The sequence below is a fragment of the Micromonospora sp. A200 genome (genome assembly GCF_029893845.1).
Taxonomy (GTDB): domain Bacteria; phylum Actinomycetota; class Actinomycetes; order Mycobacteriales; family Micromonosporaceae; genus Micromonospora; species Micromonospora purpureochromogenes.
Genome location: NZ_JARXXY010000041.1, coordinates 15221 through 32074 on the forward strand (window position 1 = coordinate 15221; position 16854 = coordinate 32074).

At 74.9% G+C, this 16854-nt stretch carries 19 protein-coding genes; 7 read left to right on the forward strand and 12 right to left on the reverse strand.

Going from position 1 to position 16854, the window contains the following annotated elements:
- Positions 1–158 precede the first annotated feature (158 nt).
- Genes M2302_RS28260 through tsaA form a run of 3 tightly spaced genes read left to right on the forward strand, consistent with a single transcriptional unit; the run spans position 159 to position 2376 of the window.
- Complete coding sequence (locus tag M2302_RS28260; RefSeq protein ID WP_280840860.1) at positions 159–1016, forward strand: MEDS domain-containing protein; 858 nt, start codon at positions 159–161, stop codon at positions 1014–1016.
- On the forward strand, positions 1013–1966 hold the full coding sequence (locus M2302_RS28265) for a sensor histidine kinase (RefSeq protein WP_280840861.1): 954 nt from the start codon (positions 1013–1015) through the stop codon (positions 1964–1966). Before M2302_RS28260 ends, M2302_RS28265 begins: the two co-directional genes overlap by 4 nt.
- Complete coding sequence (tsaA, locus tag M2302_RS28270; RefSeq protein ID WP_280840862.1) at positions 1963–2376, forward strand: tRNA (N6-threonylcarbamoyladenosine(37)-N6)-methyltransferase TrmO; 414 nt, start codon at positions 1963–1965, stop codon at positions 2374–2376. The genes M2302_RS28265 and tsaA overlap by 4 nt, the downstream gene beginning before the upstream one ends.
- Positions 2377–2399: 23 nt before the next feature.
- On the opposite strand, the gene M2302_RS28275 is transcribed toward tsaA, so the two are convergent.
- Both M2302_RS28275 and M2302_RS28280 read right to left on the reverse strand, forming a co-directional pair.
- Positions 2400–3029 (reverse strand): MBL fold metallo-hydrolase, encoded by a 630-nt coding sequence (locus M2302_RS28275; protein WP_280840863.1) that lies wholly within the window; start codon positions 3027–3029, stop codon positions 2400–2402.
- On the reverse strand, positions 3026–4114 hold the full coding sequence (locus tag M2302_RS28280; RefSeq protein WP_280840864.1) for an S-(hydroxymethyl)mycothiol dehydrogenase: 1089 nt from the start codon (positions 4112–4114) through the stop codon (positions 3026–3028). Before M2302_RS28280 ends, M2302_RS28275 begins: the two co-directional genes overlap by 4 nt.
- A 142-nt stretch (positions 4115–4256) precedes the next feature.
- Here M2302_RS28280 and M2302_RS28285 point away from each other — a divergent pair, with 142 nt between their 5' ends.
- Positions 4257–4676 carry a hypothetical protein gene (locus tag M2302_RS28285; protein ID WP_280840865.1) on the forward strand — a complete coding sequence of 140 codons (420 nt, stop codon included), beginning with the start codon at positions 4257–4259 and terminating at the stop codon, positions 4674–4676.
- Between the two features lie 11 nt (positions 4677–4687).
- Here the strand turns inward: M2302_RS28285 and M2302_RS28290 are convergent, their stop codons facing one another.
- From M2302_RS28290 to M2302_RS28300, 3 genes are all read right to left on the reverse strand, one after another.
- Positions 4688–5983, reverse strand: coding sequence for an MFS transporter (locus M2302_RS28290; RefSeq protein ID WP_280840866.1), 1296 nt, complete (start codon positions 5981–5983; stop codon positions 4688–4690).
- The gene (locus M2302_RS28295) at positions 5980–6639 is read right to left on the reverse strand and encodes a GntR family transcriptional regulator (protein ID WP_280840867.1); all 660 of its coding nucleotides are present in this window, start codon (positions 6637–6639) and stop codon (positions 5980–5982) included. Before M2302_RS28295 ends, M2302_RS28290 begins: the two co-directional genes overlap by 4 nt.
- A 92-nt stretch (positions 6640–6731) precedes the next feature.
- A complete protein-coding gene (locus M2302_RS28300; protein ID WP_280840868.1) occupies positions 6732–7853 on the reverse strand; it encodes a CapA family protein in 1122 nt (373 codons plus the stop codon).
- Positions 7854–7953: 100 nt separating this feature from the next.
- Here M2302_RS28300 and M2302_RS28305 point away from each other — a divergent pair, with 100 nt between their 5' ends.
- A complete protein-coding gene (locus M2302_RS28305; protein ID WP_280840869.1) occupies positions 7954–8868 on the forward strand; it encodes a glycosyltransferase in 915 nt (304 codons plus the stop codon).
- A 42-nt stretch (positions 8869–8910) separates the two neighbouring features.
- Here the strand turns inward: M2302_RS28305 and M2302_RS28310 are convergent, their stop codons facing one another.
- From M2302_RS28310 to M2302_RS28320, 3 genes are read right to left on the reverse strand one after another with little or no spacing between them, the layout of a single operon-like run.
- Positions 8911–9819: an alpha/beta fold hydrolase gene (locus M2302_RS28310; protein ID WP_280840870.1), complete on the reverse strand. Its 909-nt coding sequence runs from the start codon at positions 9817–9819 to the stop codon at positions 8911–8913.
- A complete protein-coding gene (locus M2302_RS28315; RefSeq protein ID WP_348529469.1) occupies positions 9816–10718 on the reverse strand; it encodes an SDR family NAD(P)-dependent oxidoreductase in 903 nt (300 codons plus the stop codon). The genes M2302_RS28310 and M2302_RS28315 overlap by 4 nt, the downstream gene beginning before the upstream one ends.
- Positions 10719–10756: 38 nt before the next feature.
- Complete coding sequence (locus M2302_RS28320; RefSeq protein WP_280840871.1) at positions 10757–12256, reverse strand: NAD(P)/FAD-dependent oxidoreductase; 1500 nt, start codon at positions 12254–12256, stop codon at positions 10757–10759.
- Between the two features lie 112 nt (positions 12257–12368).
- Between M2302_RS28320 and M2302_RS28325 the strand changes: the two genes are divergently transcribed.
- Positions 12369–13025, forward strand: a complete 657-nt coding sequence (locus tag M2302_RS28325) for a TetR/AcrR family transcriptional regulator (RefSeq protein ID WP_280840872.1) — start codon at positions 12369–12371, stop codon at positions 13023–13025.
- A 37-nt stretch (positions 13026–13062) separates the two neighbouring features.
- Here M2302_RS28325 and M2302_RS28330 read toward each other — a convergent pair whose 3' ends face one another.
- Both M2302_RS28330 and M2302_RS28335 read right to left on the reverse strand, forming a co-directional pair.
- Positions 13063–13521, reverse strand: coding sequence for a hypothetical protein (locus M2302_RS28330; protein WP_280840873.1), 459 nt, complete (start codon positions 13519–13521; stop codon positions 13063–13065).
- A complete protein-coding gene (locus tag M2302_RS28335) occupies positions 13518–13994 on the reverse strand; it encodes a hypothetical protein (protein WP_280840874.1) in 477 nt (158 codons plus the stop codon). The genes M2302_RS28330 and M2302_RS28335 overlap by 4 nt, the downstream gene beginning before the upstream one ends.
- Before the next feature lie 44 nt (positions 13995–14038).
- Between M2302_RS28335 and M2302_RS28340 the strand changes: the two genes are divergently transcribed.
- Positions 14039–15079: a WYL domain-containing protein gene (locus M2302_RS28340; RefSeq protein ID WP_280840875.1), complete on the forward strand. Its 1041-nt coding sequence runs from the start codon at positions 14039–14041 to the stop codon at positions 15077–15079.
- Positions 15080–15081: 2 nt separating this feature from the next.
- Here M2302_RS28340 and M2302_RS28345 read toward each other — a convergent pair whose 3' ends face one another.
- Together M2302_RS28345 and M2302_RS28350 are read right to left on the reverse strand one after the other, a co-directional pair.
- On the reverse strand, positions 15082–15708 hold the full coding sequence (locus M2302_RS28345) for an aminotransferase class I/II-fold pyridoxal phosphate-dependent enzyme (protein ID WP_280840876.1): 627 nt from the start codon (positions 15706–15708) through the stop codon (positions 15082–15084).
- Positions 15709–16133: 425 nt separating this feature from the next.
- Positions 16134–16739, reverse strand: a complete 606-nt coding sequence (locus M2302_RS28350; protein WP_280840877.1) for an MBL fold metallo-hydrolase — start codon at positions 16737–16739, stop codon at positions 16134–16136.
- Positions 16740–16854: the final 115 nt, after the last annotated feature.

The following is a 16854-nucleotide window of genomic DNA, read 5'->3' on the forward strand; positions in this document are numbered from 1 at the left end:
CCGGCCGCAGCCTTTCGACGGTCCACCCAGGACGCAGAGGCGGGTTCGGCGGCAGCGCGGACGGGGGCGGACCGGCGGGCACCTGGCGTCCGTCGGCGTTGGGCGGTGCCGGGGTGCGGGCTAGAGTGGGGGCGCGCGGCGACCGGAAGGCGATGAAGGTGACTGCAAGCGCGGTGGTCGACCAGCTGCACCTGGGTGACCACGTCTGCTGGGTGGACGACGACGAGACCGGCAGCCTGCACGCCGCCGGCCGCTTCGTCGCCAGCGGTCTCCGCCTCGGTCACAAGGTCGTCTGGTTCACTGACGGGGTCTCCCCGGCCGCCGTCCGGGCCCACCTCGACGGTGCGGGCGTGCCCACGGAGGCCGCGCTGGCCGACGGCCAGCTACGGATCGCGCCGGCGGTGGAGAGCTACGTCGCCGGGGGTCGGTTCACCCCGGACGAGATGATCGGCAACCTCACCACCGAGATCCTGCGGGCCCGGCGCGAGGACCGGGCGGGGGTACGCGTCGTCGGCGACATGGGCTGGGCGATCCGCCAGGGCATCTCCGTCGCCGACCTGGTCCGGTACGAGGCCGAGGTCAACCGGCTCTTCCTCGACGGCGAGGCCGCCGCGATGTGCCTGTACGACCGGCGGCTCTTCCCCGCCGAGTACCTGCTGCCGGCCACCGCCGCCCACCCCGCCACCGTGGGGCGCAACGCCGGTCGGGCCTGGGCGCCGATGCTGCGGGCGTACCGGACGCGGGAACCGCACGGACTGCGCCTGGTGGGCGAGGTCGACCAGAGCAACCGGGGGGCCTTCGCCGCCATGCTCGACCACGTGACCGGTCCGGGCACCAACCAGCGGACGGCGGTGCTCGACGTCTCCGAGCTGCGTTTCGCCGACGTCGGTGCCGCGAGCGCGCTGGCCCGCGTCCGCCGCAACGCCCCCTCGCAGGTACGCCTGGTCGGCTGCCGCCCGGCGTTGACGCGGCTGCTCGGCCTGGTCGACGGCGCCGACCCGGGACCACCGGCGTGACGGCCGCGGCGGCGACCGGGCCGATACCGGGCAGCCTGGTCCACGAGGGAGCGTTCTACCGGGACGCCGCGGAGTTGCTGGCGCTGACGGTGCCCTTCGTCCGGGACGGTCTGACCCGCGAGGAACCGGTGCTGGTGGCCGCCCCGGAGGACCGGCTCGCGCTGATCCGGGCCGCCGTCGGCGCGGACGACGACCGGGTCCGGTACGCCGACCTGACCGTGCAGGGGCGCAACCCGGGGCGGATCATCCCGTGGGTGTTGCAGGCCTTCGTCGACCGGCACCCCGACCGCCGGGTACGGATCGTCGGCGAGCCGGTGTGGGCGGAGCGTACCGAGCTGGAACGGCCGGCCTGCGCGCAGCACGACGCCTTGATCAACGTGGCGTTCGCCGAGCGGGACGTCGCGATCCTCTGCCCGTACGACGTGTCCCGGCTCGCCCCCGCGGTGCTCGCGGACGCGTACCGCACCCACCCGGTGCTGGTCGACGGGGCCGGTCGGCGGCCCAGCCCCACCTTCGCGCCGGAGCAGGTCGTCGCCGGGCACAACAAGCCGCTGCCGGTCCCGGCCGAACCGGTCGCCGTGCTGCCCTACGACCTCGACATGCTCGGCGACGTGCGCCGCTTCGTCACCGGGCACGCGCAGGCCGCCGACCTGCACCCGGACCGGGTGGCCGACCTGCAGATCGCGGTGACCGAGCTGGCCGCCAACAGCATCGCCCACGCCGGTGGCGGCGGTGTGCTCCACCTGTGGCGCACCGGTGAACACCTGGTGTGCGAGATCCACGACGGCGGCTGGCTCACCGATCCGCTCGCCGGCCGGCTGACGCCCGGGCACGACGGCATCGGCGGGCGTGGCCTGGTCATCGTGCAGGCGCTCTGCGACCTGGTGCTGGTGCACACGGCCCCGGCCGGCACCACCGTACGGCTGCATCTGCGCCTGGCGGGCGCGTGAGCGGGGCGTACGAGCTGCGGCCGGTCGGGCGGGTGGAGTCCCCGCTGACCGACGCGGACCTCGCGCCGAAGCAGGGGGACGAGGGCGCGCCGGAGGCCTGGCTGGTCTTCTCCCCCGCCGTCGGCGCGGGGCTGCGCGACCTGCGGCCGGGCGCGGAGGTGCTGGTGCTGACCTGGCTGGACCGGGCCCGCCGGGACGTCCTCACGGTGCACCCGCGTGGCGATCGGAGCCGGCCGGAGACCGGGGTGTTCAGCACCCGCTCCCCGCACCGGCCCAACCCGATCGGGCTGCACCGGGTGCGGGTGCTGGCGGTCGACGGCCTGCGGGTGCGGGTGGCCGACCTGGAGGCCCTGGACGGCACGCCGGTGCTGGACGTCAAGCCGGTGCTGGCGGGGCTCGGGGAACGCTGAGCCGACCCCGGCGCCGGCGTCGGTCAGTGCCCCCGGGCCAGCCAGTCCGGAAGGTGCGGGGCCTCCGCGCCGATGGTGGTGTCGTCGCCGTGCCCGGTGTGCACCACGGTCTCCGGCGGCAGGGTGAGCAACCGGTCGCGGATCGACGCCACGATGGTGCCGAAGTCGCTGTACGAGCGGCCGGTGGCGCCGGGACCGCCGGCGAACAGGGTGTCGCCGGTGAAGACCGCGCCGAGGTCGGGCGCGTGGAAGCTGCACGCGCCGGGACTGTGGCCGGGGGTGTGCAGGACCCGCAGGGTGGTGCCGGCGACGTCGATCCCCTGCCCGTCGGCGAGTGTCCCGTCGGGCGGCAGGTCGGGGTGGACCAGGTCCCACAGCACCCGGTCGGCGGGGTGCAGCAGCACCGGCGCTCCGGTGGCCTTCGCCAGCTCGGGAGCGACCCGTACGTGGTCGTCGTGGGCGTGGGTGGCCAGGACGGCGACGACCCGGCGGCCGGCGACCGCGCGCCGGATGGCGTCCACGTCGTGCGGGGCGTCGATCACCACGCACTCGGTGTCGTCTCCGACCACCCAGACGTTGTTGTCGACGTCGAAGCTCTGGCCGTCGAGGGAGAAGGTGCCGGAGGTGACGGCATGGTCGACGCGGGCGGTCACGGGAACACCACCACCGAGCGCAGCACGTCGCCGTGGTGCATCCGGCGGAACGCCTCCTCGACCTGGTCCAGGGCGATCTCCTCGGTGACGAAGGCGTCCAGGTCGAGGCGGCCCTGCAGGTAGAGCTCCGTGAGCAGGGGGAAGTCCCGGCTGGGCAGGCAGTCGCCGTACCAGCTGGACTTGAGGGCGCCGCCCCGGCCGAAGACGTCGAGCAGGGGCAGCTCGACGGTCATCTCCGGGGTGGGCACCCCGACCAGCACCACCGTGCCGGCCAGGTCGCGGGCGTAGAACGCCTGCTTCCAGGTCTCCGGGCGGCCGACCGCGTCGATCACCACGTCGACGCCGAACCCGCCGGTGGCGGCGCGGATCGCCTCGACCGGGTCGTCCGCCGAGGCGTTGACGGTGTGGGTGGCGCCGAACCTGCGCGCCCACTCGAGCTTGCGGGCGTCGGTGTCCACCGCGATGATCGTGGTCGCGCCGGCGAGGGCCGCACCGGCCACCGCGGCGTCGCCGACCCCGCCACAGCCGATCACGGCGACCGAGTCGCCCCGGGTGACCTGGCCGGTGTTCATCGCCGCGCCGAGCCCGGCCATCACTCCACAGCCGAGCAGCCCGACGGCGGCGGGCCGGGCGGCGGGGTCCACCTTGGTGCACTGCCCGGCGTGGACCAGCGTCTTCTCCGCGAAGGCGCCGATGCCCAGCGCCGGGGCGAGCTCGGTGCCGTCGGCGAGGGTCATCTTCTGGGCGGCGTTGTGGGTGTTGAAGCAGTACCAGGGCCGCCCGCGACGGCAGGCCCGGCACACGCCGCAGACCGCCCGCCAGTTGAGCACCACGAAGTCGCCCGGCGCGACACCGGTGACGCCCTCCCCCACCTGCTCGACCACGCCGGCCGCCTCGTGGCCGAGCAGGAACGGGTACTCGTCGTTGATCCCGCCCTCCCGGTAGTGCAGGTCGGTGTGGCAGACCCCGCAGGAGCGCACCTGCACCACCGCCTCGCCGGGCCCCGGGTCGGGCACCACGATGGTGGTGACCTCGACCGGCGCGCCCTTGCGCCGCGACACGACTCCCCGGACTTCCTGGCTCACGGTGTCCTCCCGGCTGCGCCCACGATCATGCCTCCCGCGAACCTACCGCCGCGCCGGCTCGGGGACACAGCCCCACGCGGCGGGTTATCGCGGCCGATGCGGGGTAGGCGGGGGCACGATTCTCCGCGGGACGGGAGTGCACATGAAGCTCACGCATGCGCCGTTGCGGCTCATCATCGGCGCGTTCTTCCTCAATTCAGGGCTCGGCAAGCGGACGCTGGAGGGTGAGGCGGCCGAACAGCTGCACGGCATGGCCGCCGGGGCGCTCCCCCAGCTGCGGCAGATCGACGCGGCCCGCTTCGCCCGGCTGCTGTCCGCCAGCGAGATCGCGCTGGGCGCCGCCCTGCTCACCCCGTTCGTGCCGTCCCTGCTGGGCGGGCTGGGGCTGACCGCGTTCGGGGCCGGGCTGGTCCAGCTCTACGTGCGTACGCCCGGCCTGCGCGAGCCGGGCAGCCTCAAACCCACCCAGGCGGGCATCGGCCTCGCCAAGGACTCGTGGCTGGTCGGCGCCGGCCTCACCCTCGTCCTGGACTCGCTCACCCACCGCCGGTTGGTCCGCTGACCGCCGCGCGGTCAGCGGCCGGCCACGCTCCCGACGGGTACGGCCTCGGCGGCGTGCCGGCGGCGGGCGGCGTTGCGGTAGCGCAGCACCTGGACCGCGCCGAGCGCCCAGATCAGGTACTGCACGGCGAAGGCCCAGCGGTAGGCGTCCAGCGTCGGGGTCGCCTGTCCGGCCGGGCCGGCCACGTCCAGGACGACGCCGACCGCGAGGATCAGCACGATCGAGGCGACGAACCCGCCGACGTTGACGATGCCGGTGGCGCTGCCGATCCGGTGCACCGGGTTGAAGGTGCGCGCGTAGTCGAACCCGATCACCGAACCGGGGCCGTTCACCGCTAGGACCAGCACCAGGACCACCAGCAGCCAGTGCGGCGCGCGGCCCGGCCAGGCCAGCACCACGGCCCAGACCGCGGCGGTCGCGGCGGTGATGGCGAAGACCACGACCGAGCGGCGGAACGGGTGCCGCGCGCACAGGTGCGCGACGACCGGGCCGCTGAGCAGCGTCGCCACGGTCATCAGAGTGAGCAGGCCGGCCGCGGCGGTGGGTGACAGACCCTGCCCCTGCACCAGGAACGGGTAGCCCCACAGCAGCGCGAAGACCGCCCCGGAGAACTGGGTGACGAAGTGGGTCCACAGGCCCAGCCGGGTGCCCGGCTGCGCCCAGGCGGCGGCGAGCTGCCGGCGTACGGTGGCGAGGTCGGGGGCGAGGGCGCCGGCGTGTTCGCGGTGCGGGGTGTCCCGGACGGCGGCGGCCACCATCAGCAGCACCGTCGCGCCGAGCGCGGCGGCGGTGAGGAAGGCCGGGGTCCAGCCGGCCTGGTGCAGCAGCGCCACCAGCGGCACCGCGCCGAGGATCGCCCCGAGCTGGCCGAGGGTGCCGGTGAGCTGCACCATCAGCGGGTTGCGCCGGCCGGGGAACCAGAACGCGACGATCCGCAGCACGCTGATGAAGGTCATCGCGTCGCCGAGGCCGACCAGCACCCGGGCGGCCACGGCCAGGCGTACGTCGGCGGCGACGGCGAAGCAGAGCTGCCCGGCGACCATCAGCGCGCCGCCGACGAGCAGCAGCCGGCGGGAGCCGTACCGGTCGAGCAGCACCCCGACCGGCACCTGCATGGCCGCGTACACGGCCAGCTGCGCCACCGAGAAGGTGGCCAGGGCGGCGGCGTTGATGTCGAACCGGTGCGCGGCGTCGACCCCGGTCACCCCGAGCGAGCTGCGGTGGAACACGGCCGCCACGTACGCGCAGAGCGCGACCGCCCAGACCAGCGCGGCGGACCGGCGCGGGATGCCCAGGGCGGCGCTCACCGCAGGGACCGGAAGACGGTGGCGGCGCTGTCGATGTGCGCGCCGACGGCGTCGAGCCAGGCGTGCGGGTCGTCGCCGTCGAGGGCGGCGAGCTGGCCGGCGTGCTCGGTGAGCGCCACCCGGGCCCAGCCGGGCGAGAGCCGGAAGCTGGCCTCCCCCATCCGCAGCTGGCGGTCGCGCAGCCGGTGGTACAGCTCGGCGAGGATCTCGTTGCCGGCCGCCTCCACCACGCTGGCGTGGAAGGCCCGGTCGGCCTCCATCAGCGCGCGCAGGTCACCGGCGGCGTGGGCCGCGCGCATCCGGTCGAGCCAGTCGGCGAGCACCGGGCGCAGGGCGTGCCGCTGCGGCCAGACCCGCTCGGCGGCGTGCAGCTCGACCAGCCGCCGGGCCTCGACGACGTCGGTGATCTCCCGGGCGGAGACCGGCCGGACCAGCGCGCCACGCTTCGGGTAGAGCGCGACCAGGCCCTCGGCCTCGAGCCGGAGCAGCGCCTCGCGGACCGGGGTGCGGGATACCCCTGCCGCCTCGGCGATCTCGCCCTCGCTGATCAGCGAGCCGCCCGGATGGACCTGCTCCAGGATGGCCCGCTTGAGGTGACGGTAGGCCCGTTCCGCGGCCGACGGCACGGCGCGCGGCGGCGAGCTGGGATGCGTCATGTATCTATGATGCGTCCCTGCCCCGTGGGTTCGCTGTGGCGGGAGGGGCGGGGGTGGGGCCCGCCACACCGCCGGCGGCAGGGCCGGCCGGATCAGGCGGTCCCGCCGCCGGCCTGGTCGTGCACGACCAGGCCGTCGTCGCCGAGGCGGAACCGGGTCCGGTACGGCGCGCCGAGGCGGTCGGCCAGCTCGGCGAGCCAGCGGGCCTCGTCGGGCGTCGCCGGCTCCAGCCGCATCCGGCGGACCCGCACCGGCGCCAGGCGCAGTCCGGCCAGGCCGTCGGTGTCGAACGTGGGCAGGTACAGCGTCCGCAGCTCCGGGCGGAACGACTCCTGCCCGCCGATCCCCTCGTAGTCGTCGATCAGGTCACCGCAGCCGTACAGGATCAGCCCGCCCCGGTACGCCTCGATCGGTCGGGGGTGGTGCGAGGAGTGGCCGTGCACCAGGTGCACCCCGGCCGCCACCAGCCGGCGGGCGAAGCTCACCTGCTCCGCCGGCACCTGGTAACCCCAGTTCGATCCCCAGTGCACGGAGACCACCACCAGGTCGCCCGGCCCGGCCTCGCCGGCCACCCGCTCGGCGAGCGCGTCGGCGGAGGCCTCGGTCGTCTCCGGCAGGTACGCCACCCCGGGTCGCCCCTCGGTCGCCGCCCACTGTGGCGGGACCCCGGCGGACGGGGCGCCCACCGACCAGAGCAGCAGCCGGCGGCCACCCGCCAGGTCGATCCGGGCCGGCCGCCAGGCCTCCGCCGCGTCCCGGCCCGCGCCCGCCGGCGTGATGCCGACCCGGCGCAGCCCGTCGAGGGTGTCGGTGAGCCCGTCCGGGCCGAAGTCGAGCACGTGGTTGTTGGCCAGGGCGCAGATGTCCAGCCGGGCGGCGCTGAGGCAGGCCAGGTTGTCCGGGTGCATCCGGTAGTGGACCTCCTTGCCGGCGGCGAACTCGCCCCGGCCGGTCACCGAGGTCTCCAGGTTGACGATCCGCACGTCCGGTCGCAGGTCGTCGAGCAGCCGCAACGCCTCCCCCCAGGGCCAGTCCGGCGGGACCGGGCGCGGGATGGGTCCGGACGTCCGCTCGGCCAGCTCCACGTACCCGCGGGCGTCGCCCACCATCGGCTCCCGCAGCTCGGGCAGCCCCGGTCGGGGCAGGATCTGGTCGACGCCGCGACCGGTCATCACGTCGCCGCTGAGAAACAGGGTCACCTGGTCGCCGGGCATGACGCCAGCTTCCCTGTACCGGCGGTGTCGTACCCCGACCATGGTGGGAATTGCACCCACGATTGCGTGAGTCACCCGGATCGGGGGTACCAGGGCCGCCATGACGGCGGACGTGACGGTGGTGGTGGCCACTCGGAACCGGCGCGAGCAGCTGCTCGACGTGCTGCGCCGGCACTCCGGGCCGGTGATCGTGGTGGACAACGACTCCGACGACGGCACCCCGGAGGCGGTCGCGGTGGCCTTCCCCGAGGTACGGGTGGTGCCGCTCGGCACCAACCTGGGCGCCGGCGCCGCCCGCAACGTCGGGGTGGCGCTGGCCCGTACCCCGTTCGTGGCCTTCGCCGACGACGACTCCTACTGGGCGCCGGGGGCGCTGGACCGTGCGGCGGCGATCCTGCGGGCGCACCCGCGTACCGGGCTGCTGACCGCCCAGGTGCGGGTCGGCGCGCAGCGTCGGCTCGACCCGGTCTCCGCCGGGATGGCGCGGGCGCCGCTGGGCACCCCGGCGGGCGCGCCGGGTCCGGCGGTGCTGGGCTTCCTGGCCTGCGCGGTGGTGCTGCGCCGCGCCGCGTTCACCCAGGTCGGCGGGTTCGCCGACCGGCTGGGGACGTACGGCGAGGAGGCGCTGCTGGCGATGGACCTGGCCGCCGCCGGCTGGCACCTGGCGTACGTGGACGAGCTGGTCGTGCACCACCTGCCGCTGCCGGCCGGTCGGGACCGGCGGGCCCGGCACCGGCAGGAGGCGCGCAACCGGGTGCTGACCGCGGCGCTGCGCCGGCCGGCGCGGGTGGTCGCCGGGGTGGTCCGCCAGACCTGGCGGGATCCGGAGCGCCGGGCCGGCCTGCTCGACGCGGCGCGACAGCTCGGCTGGATCCTGCGGGAGCGCCGGCGGTTGCCGGCCGCCGTCGAGGCGGACCTGGCGGTGCTGGAAGGCGCCGCCCCGCCGCGGCTGCCCGCCCAGGAGGCACCGGTGGCGCGCGCGGTGCCGGCGCCGGCCGGCACCGAGGTCGGGTAACCCCCGCTCCGGCCGGCGCCGGACGCGGTCAGCCGGACGCGGTCAGCCGGCCTCGGTCACCGCCGGCCGCTGCGGGGCGGCCTCGTCGGCGAGGTCGCCGGCCTCGGCCGCGGCCCAGAAGTCGACCAGCAGTCGGTGGAACTCCTCGGCCCGTTCGATCTGCGGCATGTGCCCGCATTCGGCGAACAGGTGGGTCCGGGCCCGGGGCAGCCGGGCCCGCGCGGCGTCGAGATGCCCGGCGGGGAGGATGAGGTCCCGGTCGCCCCAGACGATCAGGGTCGGCACGTCGAGCCGGGAGACCTCGGTCAGCAGCTCCTCGCGCCACTGCGGGCGGACGCCCCGGAAGGTGCCCAGGTCACGGCACGTCTCCAGCATCACCCGGGCGGTGTACGGCTGGCGGGCCACCTCCAGGGCGTACGCGATCCGCTCCTCGGTGGCGAACGACGGGTCGTGGAAGAGGGCGCGCTCGACGCGGCGGGCGAAGGACCGGTTGGGGCGCAGCAGCAGCCGGCCGAACGGGCGCAGGGCGAGCACCCGCAGGACGGCGGCGACCTCCTGGCCGAACCCGGCGCTGTTGATCAGCACGAGGCTGGCCACCCGGGCCGGCTCGGTCACGGCGAAGCGCATCGCGACGGCCCCGCCGAGCGAGTTGCCGACCAGATGCGCCGGCTGGTCGACGCCGACCGCGTCGAGGTAGTGCCCGACGAAGCGGCCCAGCGCCGGCAGGGTGCACGGCTCGGCCATCGGCAGCGACCCGCCGTACCCGGGCAGGTCGACGCTGTGCACCCGGAAGCCGCGGGCGAGCAGCTCGTGCTGCGCGGTGAAGTCGCGCAGGGTGCGCCCGATGCCGTGCAGCAGCACCACCGGCGGGCCGTCGCCGTCGACCCGGTGGCGCACCCGGCGCCCGTTCACCGTGACGTGCCGGGGGCGTGGGTCGGTGGTGGCGGTCATGCCCGCTCCCCCGTGGACAGCTCCGGCGTGGTCGCCGTGGGCGTTCGGCCGGCCTGGCGCGCTGGATCGGCGGCGCCCCGGTTGAGCCCGGCCACCAGCACCCGGTGGTACGACGCGGGGGCGACCCGGGCCAGCAGGTCGGGCAGCTTCGCCGACCAGCCGATCAGCACCCGGCCCCGCCGCCGCTCGACGCCGCGCAGGATCACCTCGGCGGCCTTCGCGGGCGGGATGGAGAGCAGTTTCTCGAACTGCCGCAGCCCGGCCTCGTACTCCTCGGGCGCCACGCCGCTGCCGATCCGGGCGTTGCGGGCGATCCGGGTGGCGATGCCGCCGGGGTGCACCGAGGTCACCCCGATGCCGTCGTCGGCCAGCTCGTGGCGCAGCGCCTCGGTGAAGCCGCGCACGGCGAACTTGCTGGCCGAGTAGGCGGCCTGGCCGGCGGGGGCGATCAGTCCGAAGAGGCTGGAGACGTTGACCAGGTGGGCGCCGGGCTCGGCCTTGAGCGCCGGCAGCAGGGCGTGGGTCAGCCGCACCACCGCCCGGAAGTTGATGTCGACCACCCAGTTGAACTCGTCGAGGGTGACCTGGTCGAACCGCCCGCCGAGGGCGACCCCGGCGTTGTTGACCAGCAGCCGGATCCGGGGGTGCCGGGCCCGGATCTCCTCGGCGACCCGGTCGGTGGCGGCCGGGTCGGCCAGGTCGACCAGGTGCGTGTCGACCTGCCGGTCGGGGTGCGCGGCGCGGATCGCCGCCGCCACGGTGTCGAGCCGGTCGGCGTCCCGGTCGAGCAGCACCAGGTCGGTGCCGCGCCGGGCCAGCCCGTGGGCGAGCGCCTCACCGATCCCGCTGGCGGCGCCGGTGACCACGGCGGTTCCGGCGGGGAAGACGAACCTTCGCACGGCGTTCTCCTTCTGCGGTGCGGGTGGCGGAGCCCGGGTCAGGCGACCGGGGCGTCGGCGGTACGGGCGCCGGCGGCGGCCGGCGCGGCCCTGGAGAACCGGATCCCCTCGTCGACCAGCCGGCCGCGCTTCATCAGCAGCACGTCGCGGGCGTAGTTCTGGTAGAGCCGCCAGGGGGCGCGGGGACCCTGCTTGGGCAGCGAGTCGACGCTGCGCAGCACGTAGCCGGACTTCAGGTCGATGATCGGCTCCAGCTCGCCGGAGTCCGGCGGGACCGGGGTGACGACCTGCTGGCCGGTGGCGTCGAGGTGGCGCAGCAGCCGGCAGACGTAGGTGGCGACCAGGTCGGCCTTGAGGGTCCAGGAGGCGTTGGTGTAGCCGATCGTGAACGCGAAGTTGGGCACGCCGGAGATCATCATCCCCTTGTACGCCACGGTCTGCCCCAGGTCGACGTCGACGCCGTCCACGGCGAGGGTCATCCCGCCCAGGGCGAGCAGGTTGAGCCCGGTGGCGGTGACGATGACGTCGGCCGGCAGCTCCTCGCCGGAGCCGAGCCGGATGCCCCGCTCGGTGAACGTGTCGACGGTGTCGGTGACCACCGACGCCCGGCCCGCCCGCACCGCCTGGAACAGGTCGCCGTCCGGGACGATGCAGAGCCGCTGGTCCCAGGGGTTGTAGCGGGGCGAGAAGTGCCGGTCCACGTCGTAGCCGACCGGCAGCCGGCCCTTGGCGGCCCGGCGCAGCAACGACCTGACCAGTTTCGGCGCGCGCCGGCTGAGCTGGAAGTTGGCCGTGCCGAGCAGCACGTTCTTCCAGCGCACCACCGGGTACGCGGCCTTCGCCGGCAGCCAGCGCCGCAGCGCGTCGGCGACCACGTCCCGGGAGGGCAGCGACATGACGTACGTGGGCGAACGCTGGAGCATGGTGACGTGGCCGGCGCGTTCGGCCATCGCGGGGACCAGGGTGACCGCCGTGGCGCCGCTGCCGATCACCACCACCCGCTGGCCGGTGTGGTCGAGATCCTCGGGCCAGTGCTGCGGGTGCACCAGCTTTCCGGTGAACCGCTCCGCTCCGGGGAACTCGGGGGTGTAGCCGGCGTCGTAGCGGTAGTAGCCGGAGCAGACGAAGAGGAACGCGCAGGTGAGCACGACGTCCTCGCCGGTGTCGTCGCGGTGCGCGTGGACGGTCCAGCGGGCCGTCGCGCTGTCCCACTCGGCGCGCAGCACCCGGTGGCGGAAGCGGATGTGCTCCTCGACGCCGAACTCGCGGGCGGTCTCCCGCACGTAGTCGCGGATGGCGTCGCCGTCGGCGATGGCCTTCGGGTCGGTCCACGGCTTGAAGGAGTAGCCGAGGGTGAACATGTCCGAATCGGAGCGGATGCCCGGGTAGCGGAACAGGTCCCAGGTGCCGCCGATCGCGTCGCGGGCCTCGAGCACCGCGTACGTCTTGTCCGGACAGTTGCGCCGCAGATGGCAGGCCGCGCCGACGCCGGACAGGCCGGCTCCGACGATGAGGACGTCGACGTGGTCGGAGGCCATGGCAACTCCCTGGCTGAGGCGGTGGACGGACACTATCCACCACCGTCGACGCCCGTCAACACTCTGTCGAGAGCAATCGACACCCTGTCGAGCGCGTGTAACATCGGCGTTCATGACGACCGTCCGTACCTCCACCGGCGCCGCAGCCGGGCGCGGACGGCGGGCCGGACGGTCCGCGGGCGACGATCGCGAGCTGGCCATCCTGGCCACCGCCGAGCGGCTGCTGGAGCAGCGCGCGTTCGGCGAGATCTCCATCGACGACCTGGCCCGGGGCGCGGGCATCTCCCGGCCGACCTTCTACTTCTACTTCCCCTCCAAGGACGCGGTGCTGCTGACCCTGCTGGACCGGGTCACCGAGGAGGCCGACAGCGCCGCCGGTGACGTGCTGGTCCACCTCGCCGAGAACCCCCGGGCCCGGTGGCGGGAGCTGATCAGCCGGTTCCACGCCACGTTCGGCGGCCACCGGGCCGTGGTGCTGGCCTGCGCCGAGGTGCGCGGCACCAACGGCGAGGTGCGCCGGCTCTGGGCCCGGGTGCTGGAGCGCTGGGTGCAGGCGGTGGAGGCCGCCATCGAGGCGGAACGCCGCCGGGGCGCCGCGCCACCGGGCCTGCCCGCGCGGGACCTGGCGATCGCGCTGAACTCGATGAACGAGCGGGTCTGGTACGCGACCTTCGCCGGCGACGGGCCGGCGGTGGCCGAGCGGGACGTGGTGGACGTGCTGCTCGACGTCTGGCTGACCGGCATCTACCGCACCACCGATCCGGGCTGAAGGCGTGGCGGCCCTGCCGCCACGCCCCCCGGACCCGTCAGCCGGCCCGGGTGAAGTCCATGATCCAGTTGGTCTCCCAGGTCGTCCCGTCGTCGATGGAGAACGCCTGTTCCCACCGGCAGGAGGTGGCGGTGATCCCGGACCAGACGAACCGGCACCGGATCGGGCGACCCTCGTCGGTGTCGTCGGCGTAGAAGGTGCCCACCTGATCGGTGAACCCTCCGACGACCGGGGGCAGTTCCAGCTGGCCGCGCTGGCTGTGCATCCAGTAGATCGACCACTGCGCGGAGACCGGGTCGAAGATCCGCACGGTGGCACCGGAGAAGCCCCTGGTCGGGCAGGTCATCTCGTCGAAGCTGCCCGCGCCGGCGAAGAACCGGTGGGCGACCATGGTGGCGGGGAACTCGTCCCAGTCGTCGCTGCCGACGTGCCGCCGGGTGAGGCGACGGTTGGCGACGTCCCACCGGCCGGCCAGGAAGTCGAAGTCCCCGCTCACCGGCCCACCGGTCCTTCCGCCCGACTGTCGGCCAGGTACCCGGCCAGGTCCGGCAGGTCCGGGGCCAGCACGTGGCGGACCCAGGCGGCCCGCTCGTGCTCGAGCACGCCGAGTTCCCAGACACAGCCGACCCCGGGCCGGTCCAGCGGCACGAAGTGCGCCGGGTCGTCGTCCGGGCAGCGCAGCGCCGGCTGCCCGGCCACCGCGATCCGGCACTCCACCACGTTGTCCCAGAACCAGGTGTACGCCAGCAGGTAGGCGCCGGTGTCCGCGCCCCGGTGCAGCACCACCCAACCGGCCGGCGGGGTGCCGCCGTCGGACGGAGGCAGCAGGCGGGGCAGGAAGGCGTACGCGGCGCGTTCCACCTCCGGCGTGAGGCGCGGCTCCGGCTGGTCGATGTGGTAGCGCTTGAGCTGCCGCCCGGCGACCGTGACCGGTCCCGGCGTCCGCAGCTCCTTGTCTAGGAATGCCATGCCGGGACGGTAGACCCGGTCTGCTGACAACTAGTGTCAGCGGAATGCGCGCCAGTCGCCTGCTCTCGATCCTGCTCCTGCTCCAGACGCACGGCCGGATGACCGCCGCGGCACTCGCCGAACGGTTGGAGGTCTCCACCCGCACCATCTACCGGGACGTCGAGTCGCTGCACGCCGCCGGCATTCCGCTCTACGGCGAGGCCGGGCACGCCGGCGGTTACCAACTGCTCGACGGCTACCGCACCCGGCTGACCGGGCTGACCACCGAGGAGGCCGAGCGGCTCTTCCTCGCCGGGCTGCCCGGCCCGGCCGCCGAACTCGGCTACGGCGCCGTGGTCGCCGCGCTGCAACTGAAGCTGGACGCCGCGCTGCCGGCGGCGCTGCGGGACCGGGCCGAGGCGCTCCGCCAGCGATTCCACCTGGACACCCCGAGCTGGTACTCCGACGGCGACGCCTCGCCGTACCTGGCGTCCACGGCGGACGCGGTGTGGCGGCAGCACCGGCTGCGCGTGCGCTACCGCAGCTGGCGGGGCGAGCGGACGACGGTCCTGGCGCCGTACGGGCTGGTGCTCAAGGGCGGTCGGTGGTACGTGGTCGCCGACGGGGGAAACGGGCCGGCCAGCTACCGGGTCAACCAGATCCTCGACCTGACCGCCCTGCCGGAGACCTTCGAGCGGCCGGCCGGCTTCGACCTGCCGGCCTGGTGGCGGACCCACGTCATGGATTTCCGTGCCCGCCTGCACCGGGACGAGGCGGTGATCCGGCTCTCCCCCGCCGGCCGGGAACGACTCCGGGACATCGGCAGTGCGGTGGTGGTCGCGACGGCCGAGGCGGGCGCGGGCGCCCCCGACGCCGACGGATGGGTCACCACCGTGGTGCCGATCGAGTCGCTGACCCACGCCCACGGCGACCTGCTGCGGCTCGGCGCCCAGGTGGAGATCCTCGCCCCGACCGAGCTGCGCGACCTGCTGGCGGAGACGGCGGCCGGGCTCGCCGCCCTCTACCGCACCGCGACCGCCCCGTCATCGGGGCCCTGCTCCCCGGAAGTGCCGGCCTCGACGCCGGGCCAGCGACCACGCCCCTGAGGTCACGCGGACCCCTGACGGCCGCGCAGCACCGCGCCGATCGTGGCGACGCCCTCATCGATCTCACTCGCGGTGTTCGCCGCGTAGCCGAGGACCAGTCCGGGCGGGTACGGGCGCTGCGCGTGCCAGGACAGCGGCTGGGTCTTCACCCCCTGGCGCAGCGTGGCGGCGGCGAGGTCGGCGTCGGGCAGGTCGCTGGCGAAGGTGACGGTCAGGTGCAGCCCGGCCGCCGCCCCGTGCACCGTGGCCCCGGGCAGGTACGCGGCGATCGCGCGGATCATCGCGTCCCGGCGGCGCACGTGCCGGCGGCGCAGCAGCCGCAGGTGCCGGTCCAGGTCGCCGGAGGTCATCAGCTCGGCCAGCACCAGTTGCGGCAGGACGGCGTTGCCGAGGTCCGCCATCCGCTTCGCCGCCACCAGGGCGTCGAGGTGGCGCGGGGGCACCAGCACCCAGCCCACCCGCAGGGCGGGGGCGAGCAGCTTGGAGACGCTGCCGGTGTAGCAGACCCGCTCGGGCAGCGCGCCGCGCAGGCCGGGCACGGGCGGGCGGTCGTACCGGTGCTCGGCGTCGTAGTCGTCCTCCAGGACCAGCCCGACCGCGGAGCTGGCCGCCGGATGGCAGGTCGGCACGCGGGGCGTGGTGCTGACGGCCGCCGCACCGGCCGTCGACGTACCCGGCTGAGGTCCCCGTCCTTTCCGGCCGCCACCCGCTGCCGGCGCGCCCACTGACGCGCGGTCGGGGACGGTGACCGGCGCCGCCGCCCCATGGCGACATCGTCAGCGGAGGACAGCGGGCAGTGGGCCTCGGCCCGGACCAGGACGGCGCGTCATCCGACGGCGGAGCCGATCTCTGTCCCGCCGATTGCGGCGTGTCGCGGTATCCGGCCCTCGCGATACCGCAACACGCCGCAATCCGCGCAGAGCCGGGACAGCGACACCGCGACACACCGCAACTCGGGCAGGGGCGGATGGGGACCCGGCAGCGCGGTGGGGGCGAACCGGCCCCGGGAGCCGGCCGTGACGCCGCGAGGACGCCGCGGCTGGCAGCGGCCGGGTCAGGCCGTCTCGCCGGGCGCGAGGTAGCGGTAACCGTCGCCGAGCGTCTCGGCGAACCAGCCGTTCACGCTGGCCAGGCCCCGCTCGTTGACCTGCGCGTCGTGGATCGGGTGGGTGCGCGCCGCGCCGACCGCACGGGCGAACCCGATCGCCTCGGTCAGCTTCAGCCAGGACGCCTGGGCCGGCACCAGCAGCGTCCGCACCGGCTGCCCGGGCAGGTGCAGGGAGTCACCCGGGTGGTAGACCTCGTCGTCCACGACGTACCCGAGGTTGGCGCAGTCGGGCTGGCCGTCGTGGATGGCGGCGTGCCGGCCGCCCACTGCGGTGACCGCGAAGCCGGCGGCGGCGAACCGCTGCCCGGCCCGTACCCGCTGGACCGGCAGCGTGGGCAGGGCGGGCAGCTCGGCGCCCTCGGGCGCGAAGACCGGTACGCCGAGGCCGGCCAGCCGCAGCACGTCGATGTGGTCGGCGTGTTCGTGGGTGACCAGGACGGCGTCCGCGCCCACGAGAGCCGCCGGCTCGCTCCAGGTGCCGGGGTCGACGACGAGCACGCGACCGTCGCGTTCCAGCCGTACGCAGGCGTGGGTGTCCTTGGTGATCCGCATCGGACGGACGCTACCGCAGCCCTGCTCGACGTCGCTGTCCGTGCCCTCAGCAGCACTGATTGATGCATTGACATCAAAAGGCAACCCGTCAGTAACATCCGTCACATCGGAGTAC

Bases quoted from the DNA above. Each gene is read 5' to 3' on its own strand.
- M2302_RS28320 (WP_280840871.1), bottom strand. From the start codon at position 12,256: ATGGCCTCCGACCACGTCGACGTCCTCATCGTCGGAGCCGGCCTGTCC.
- M2302_RS28340 (WP_280840875.1), top strand. From the start codon at position 14,039: ATGCGCGCCAGTCGCCTGCTCTCGATCCTGCTCCTGCTCCAGACGCAC.
- M2302_RS28295 (WP_280840867.1), bottom strand. From the start codon at position 6,639: ATGACGCATCCCAGCTCGCCGCCGCGCGCCGTGCCGTCGGCCGCGGAA.
- M2302_RS28310 (WP_280840870.1), bottom strand. From the start codon at position 9,819: ATGACCGCCACCACCGACCCACGCCCCCGGCACGTCACGGTGAACGGG.
- M2302_RS28350 (WP_280840877.1), bottom strand. From the start codon at position 16,739: ATGCGGATCACCAAGGACACCCACGCCTGCGTACGGCTGGAACGCGAC.
- M2302_RS28325 (WP_280840872.1), top strand. From the start codon at position 12,369: ATGACGACCGTCCGTACCTCCACCGGCGCCGCAGCCGGGCGCGGACGG.
- M2302_RS28305 (WP_280840869.1), top strand. From the start codon at position 7,954: ATGACGGCGGACGTGACGGTGGTGGTGGCCACTCGGAACCGGCGCGAG.
- M2302_RS28335 (WP_280840874.1), bottom strand. From the start codon at position 13,994: ATGGCATTCCTAGACAAGGAGCTGCGGACGCCGGGACCGGTCACGGTC.
- M2302_RS28300 (WP_280840868.1), bottom strand. From the start codon at position 7,853: ATGCCCGGCGACCAGGTGACCCTGTTTCTCAGCGGCGACGTGATGACC.
- M2302_RS28285 (WP_280840865.1), top strand. From the start codon at position 4,257: ATGAAGCTCACGCATGCGCCGTTGCGGCTCATCATCGGCGCGTTCTTC.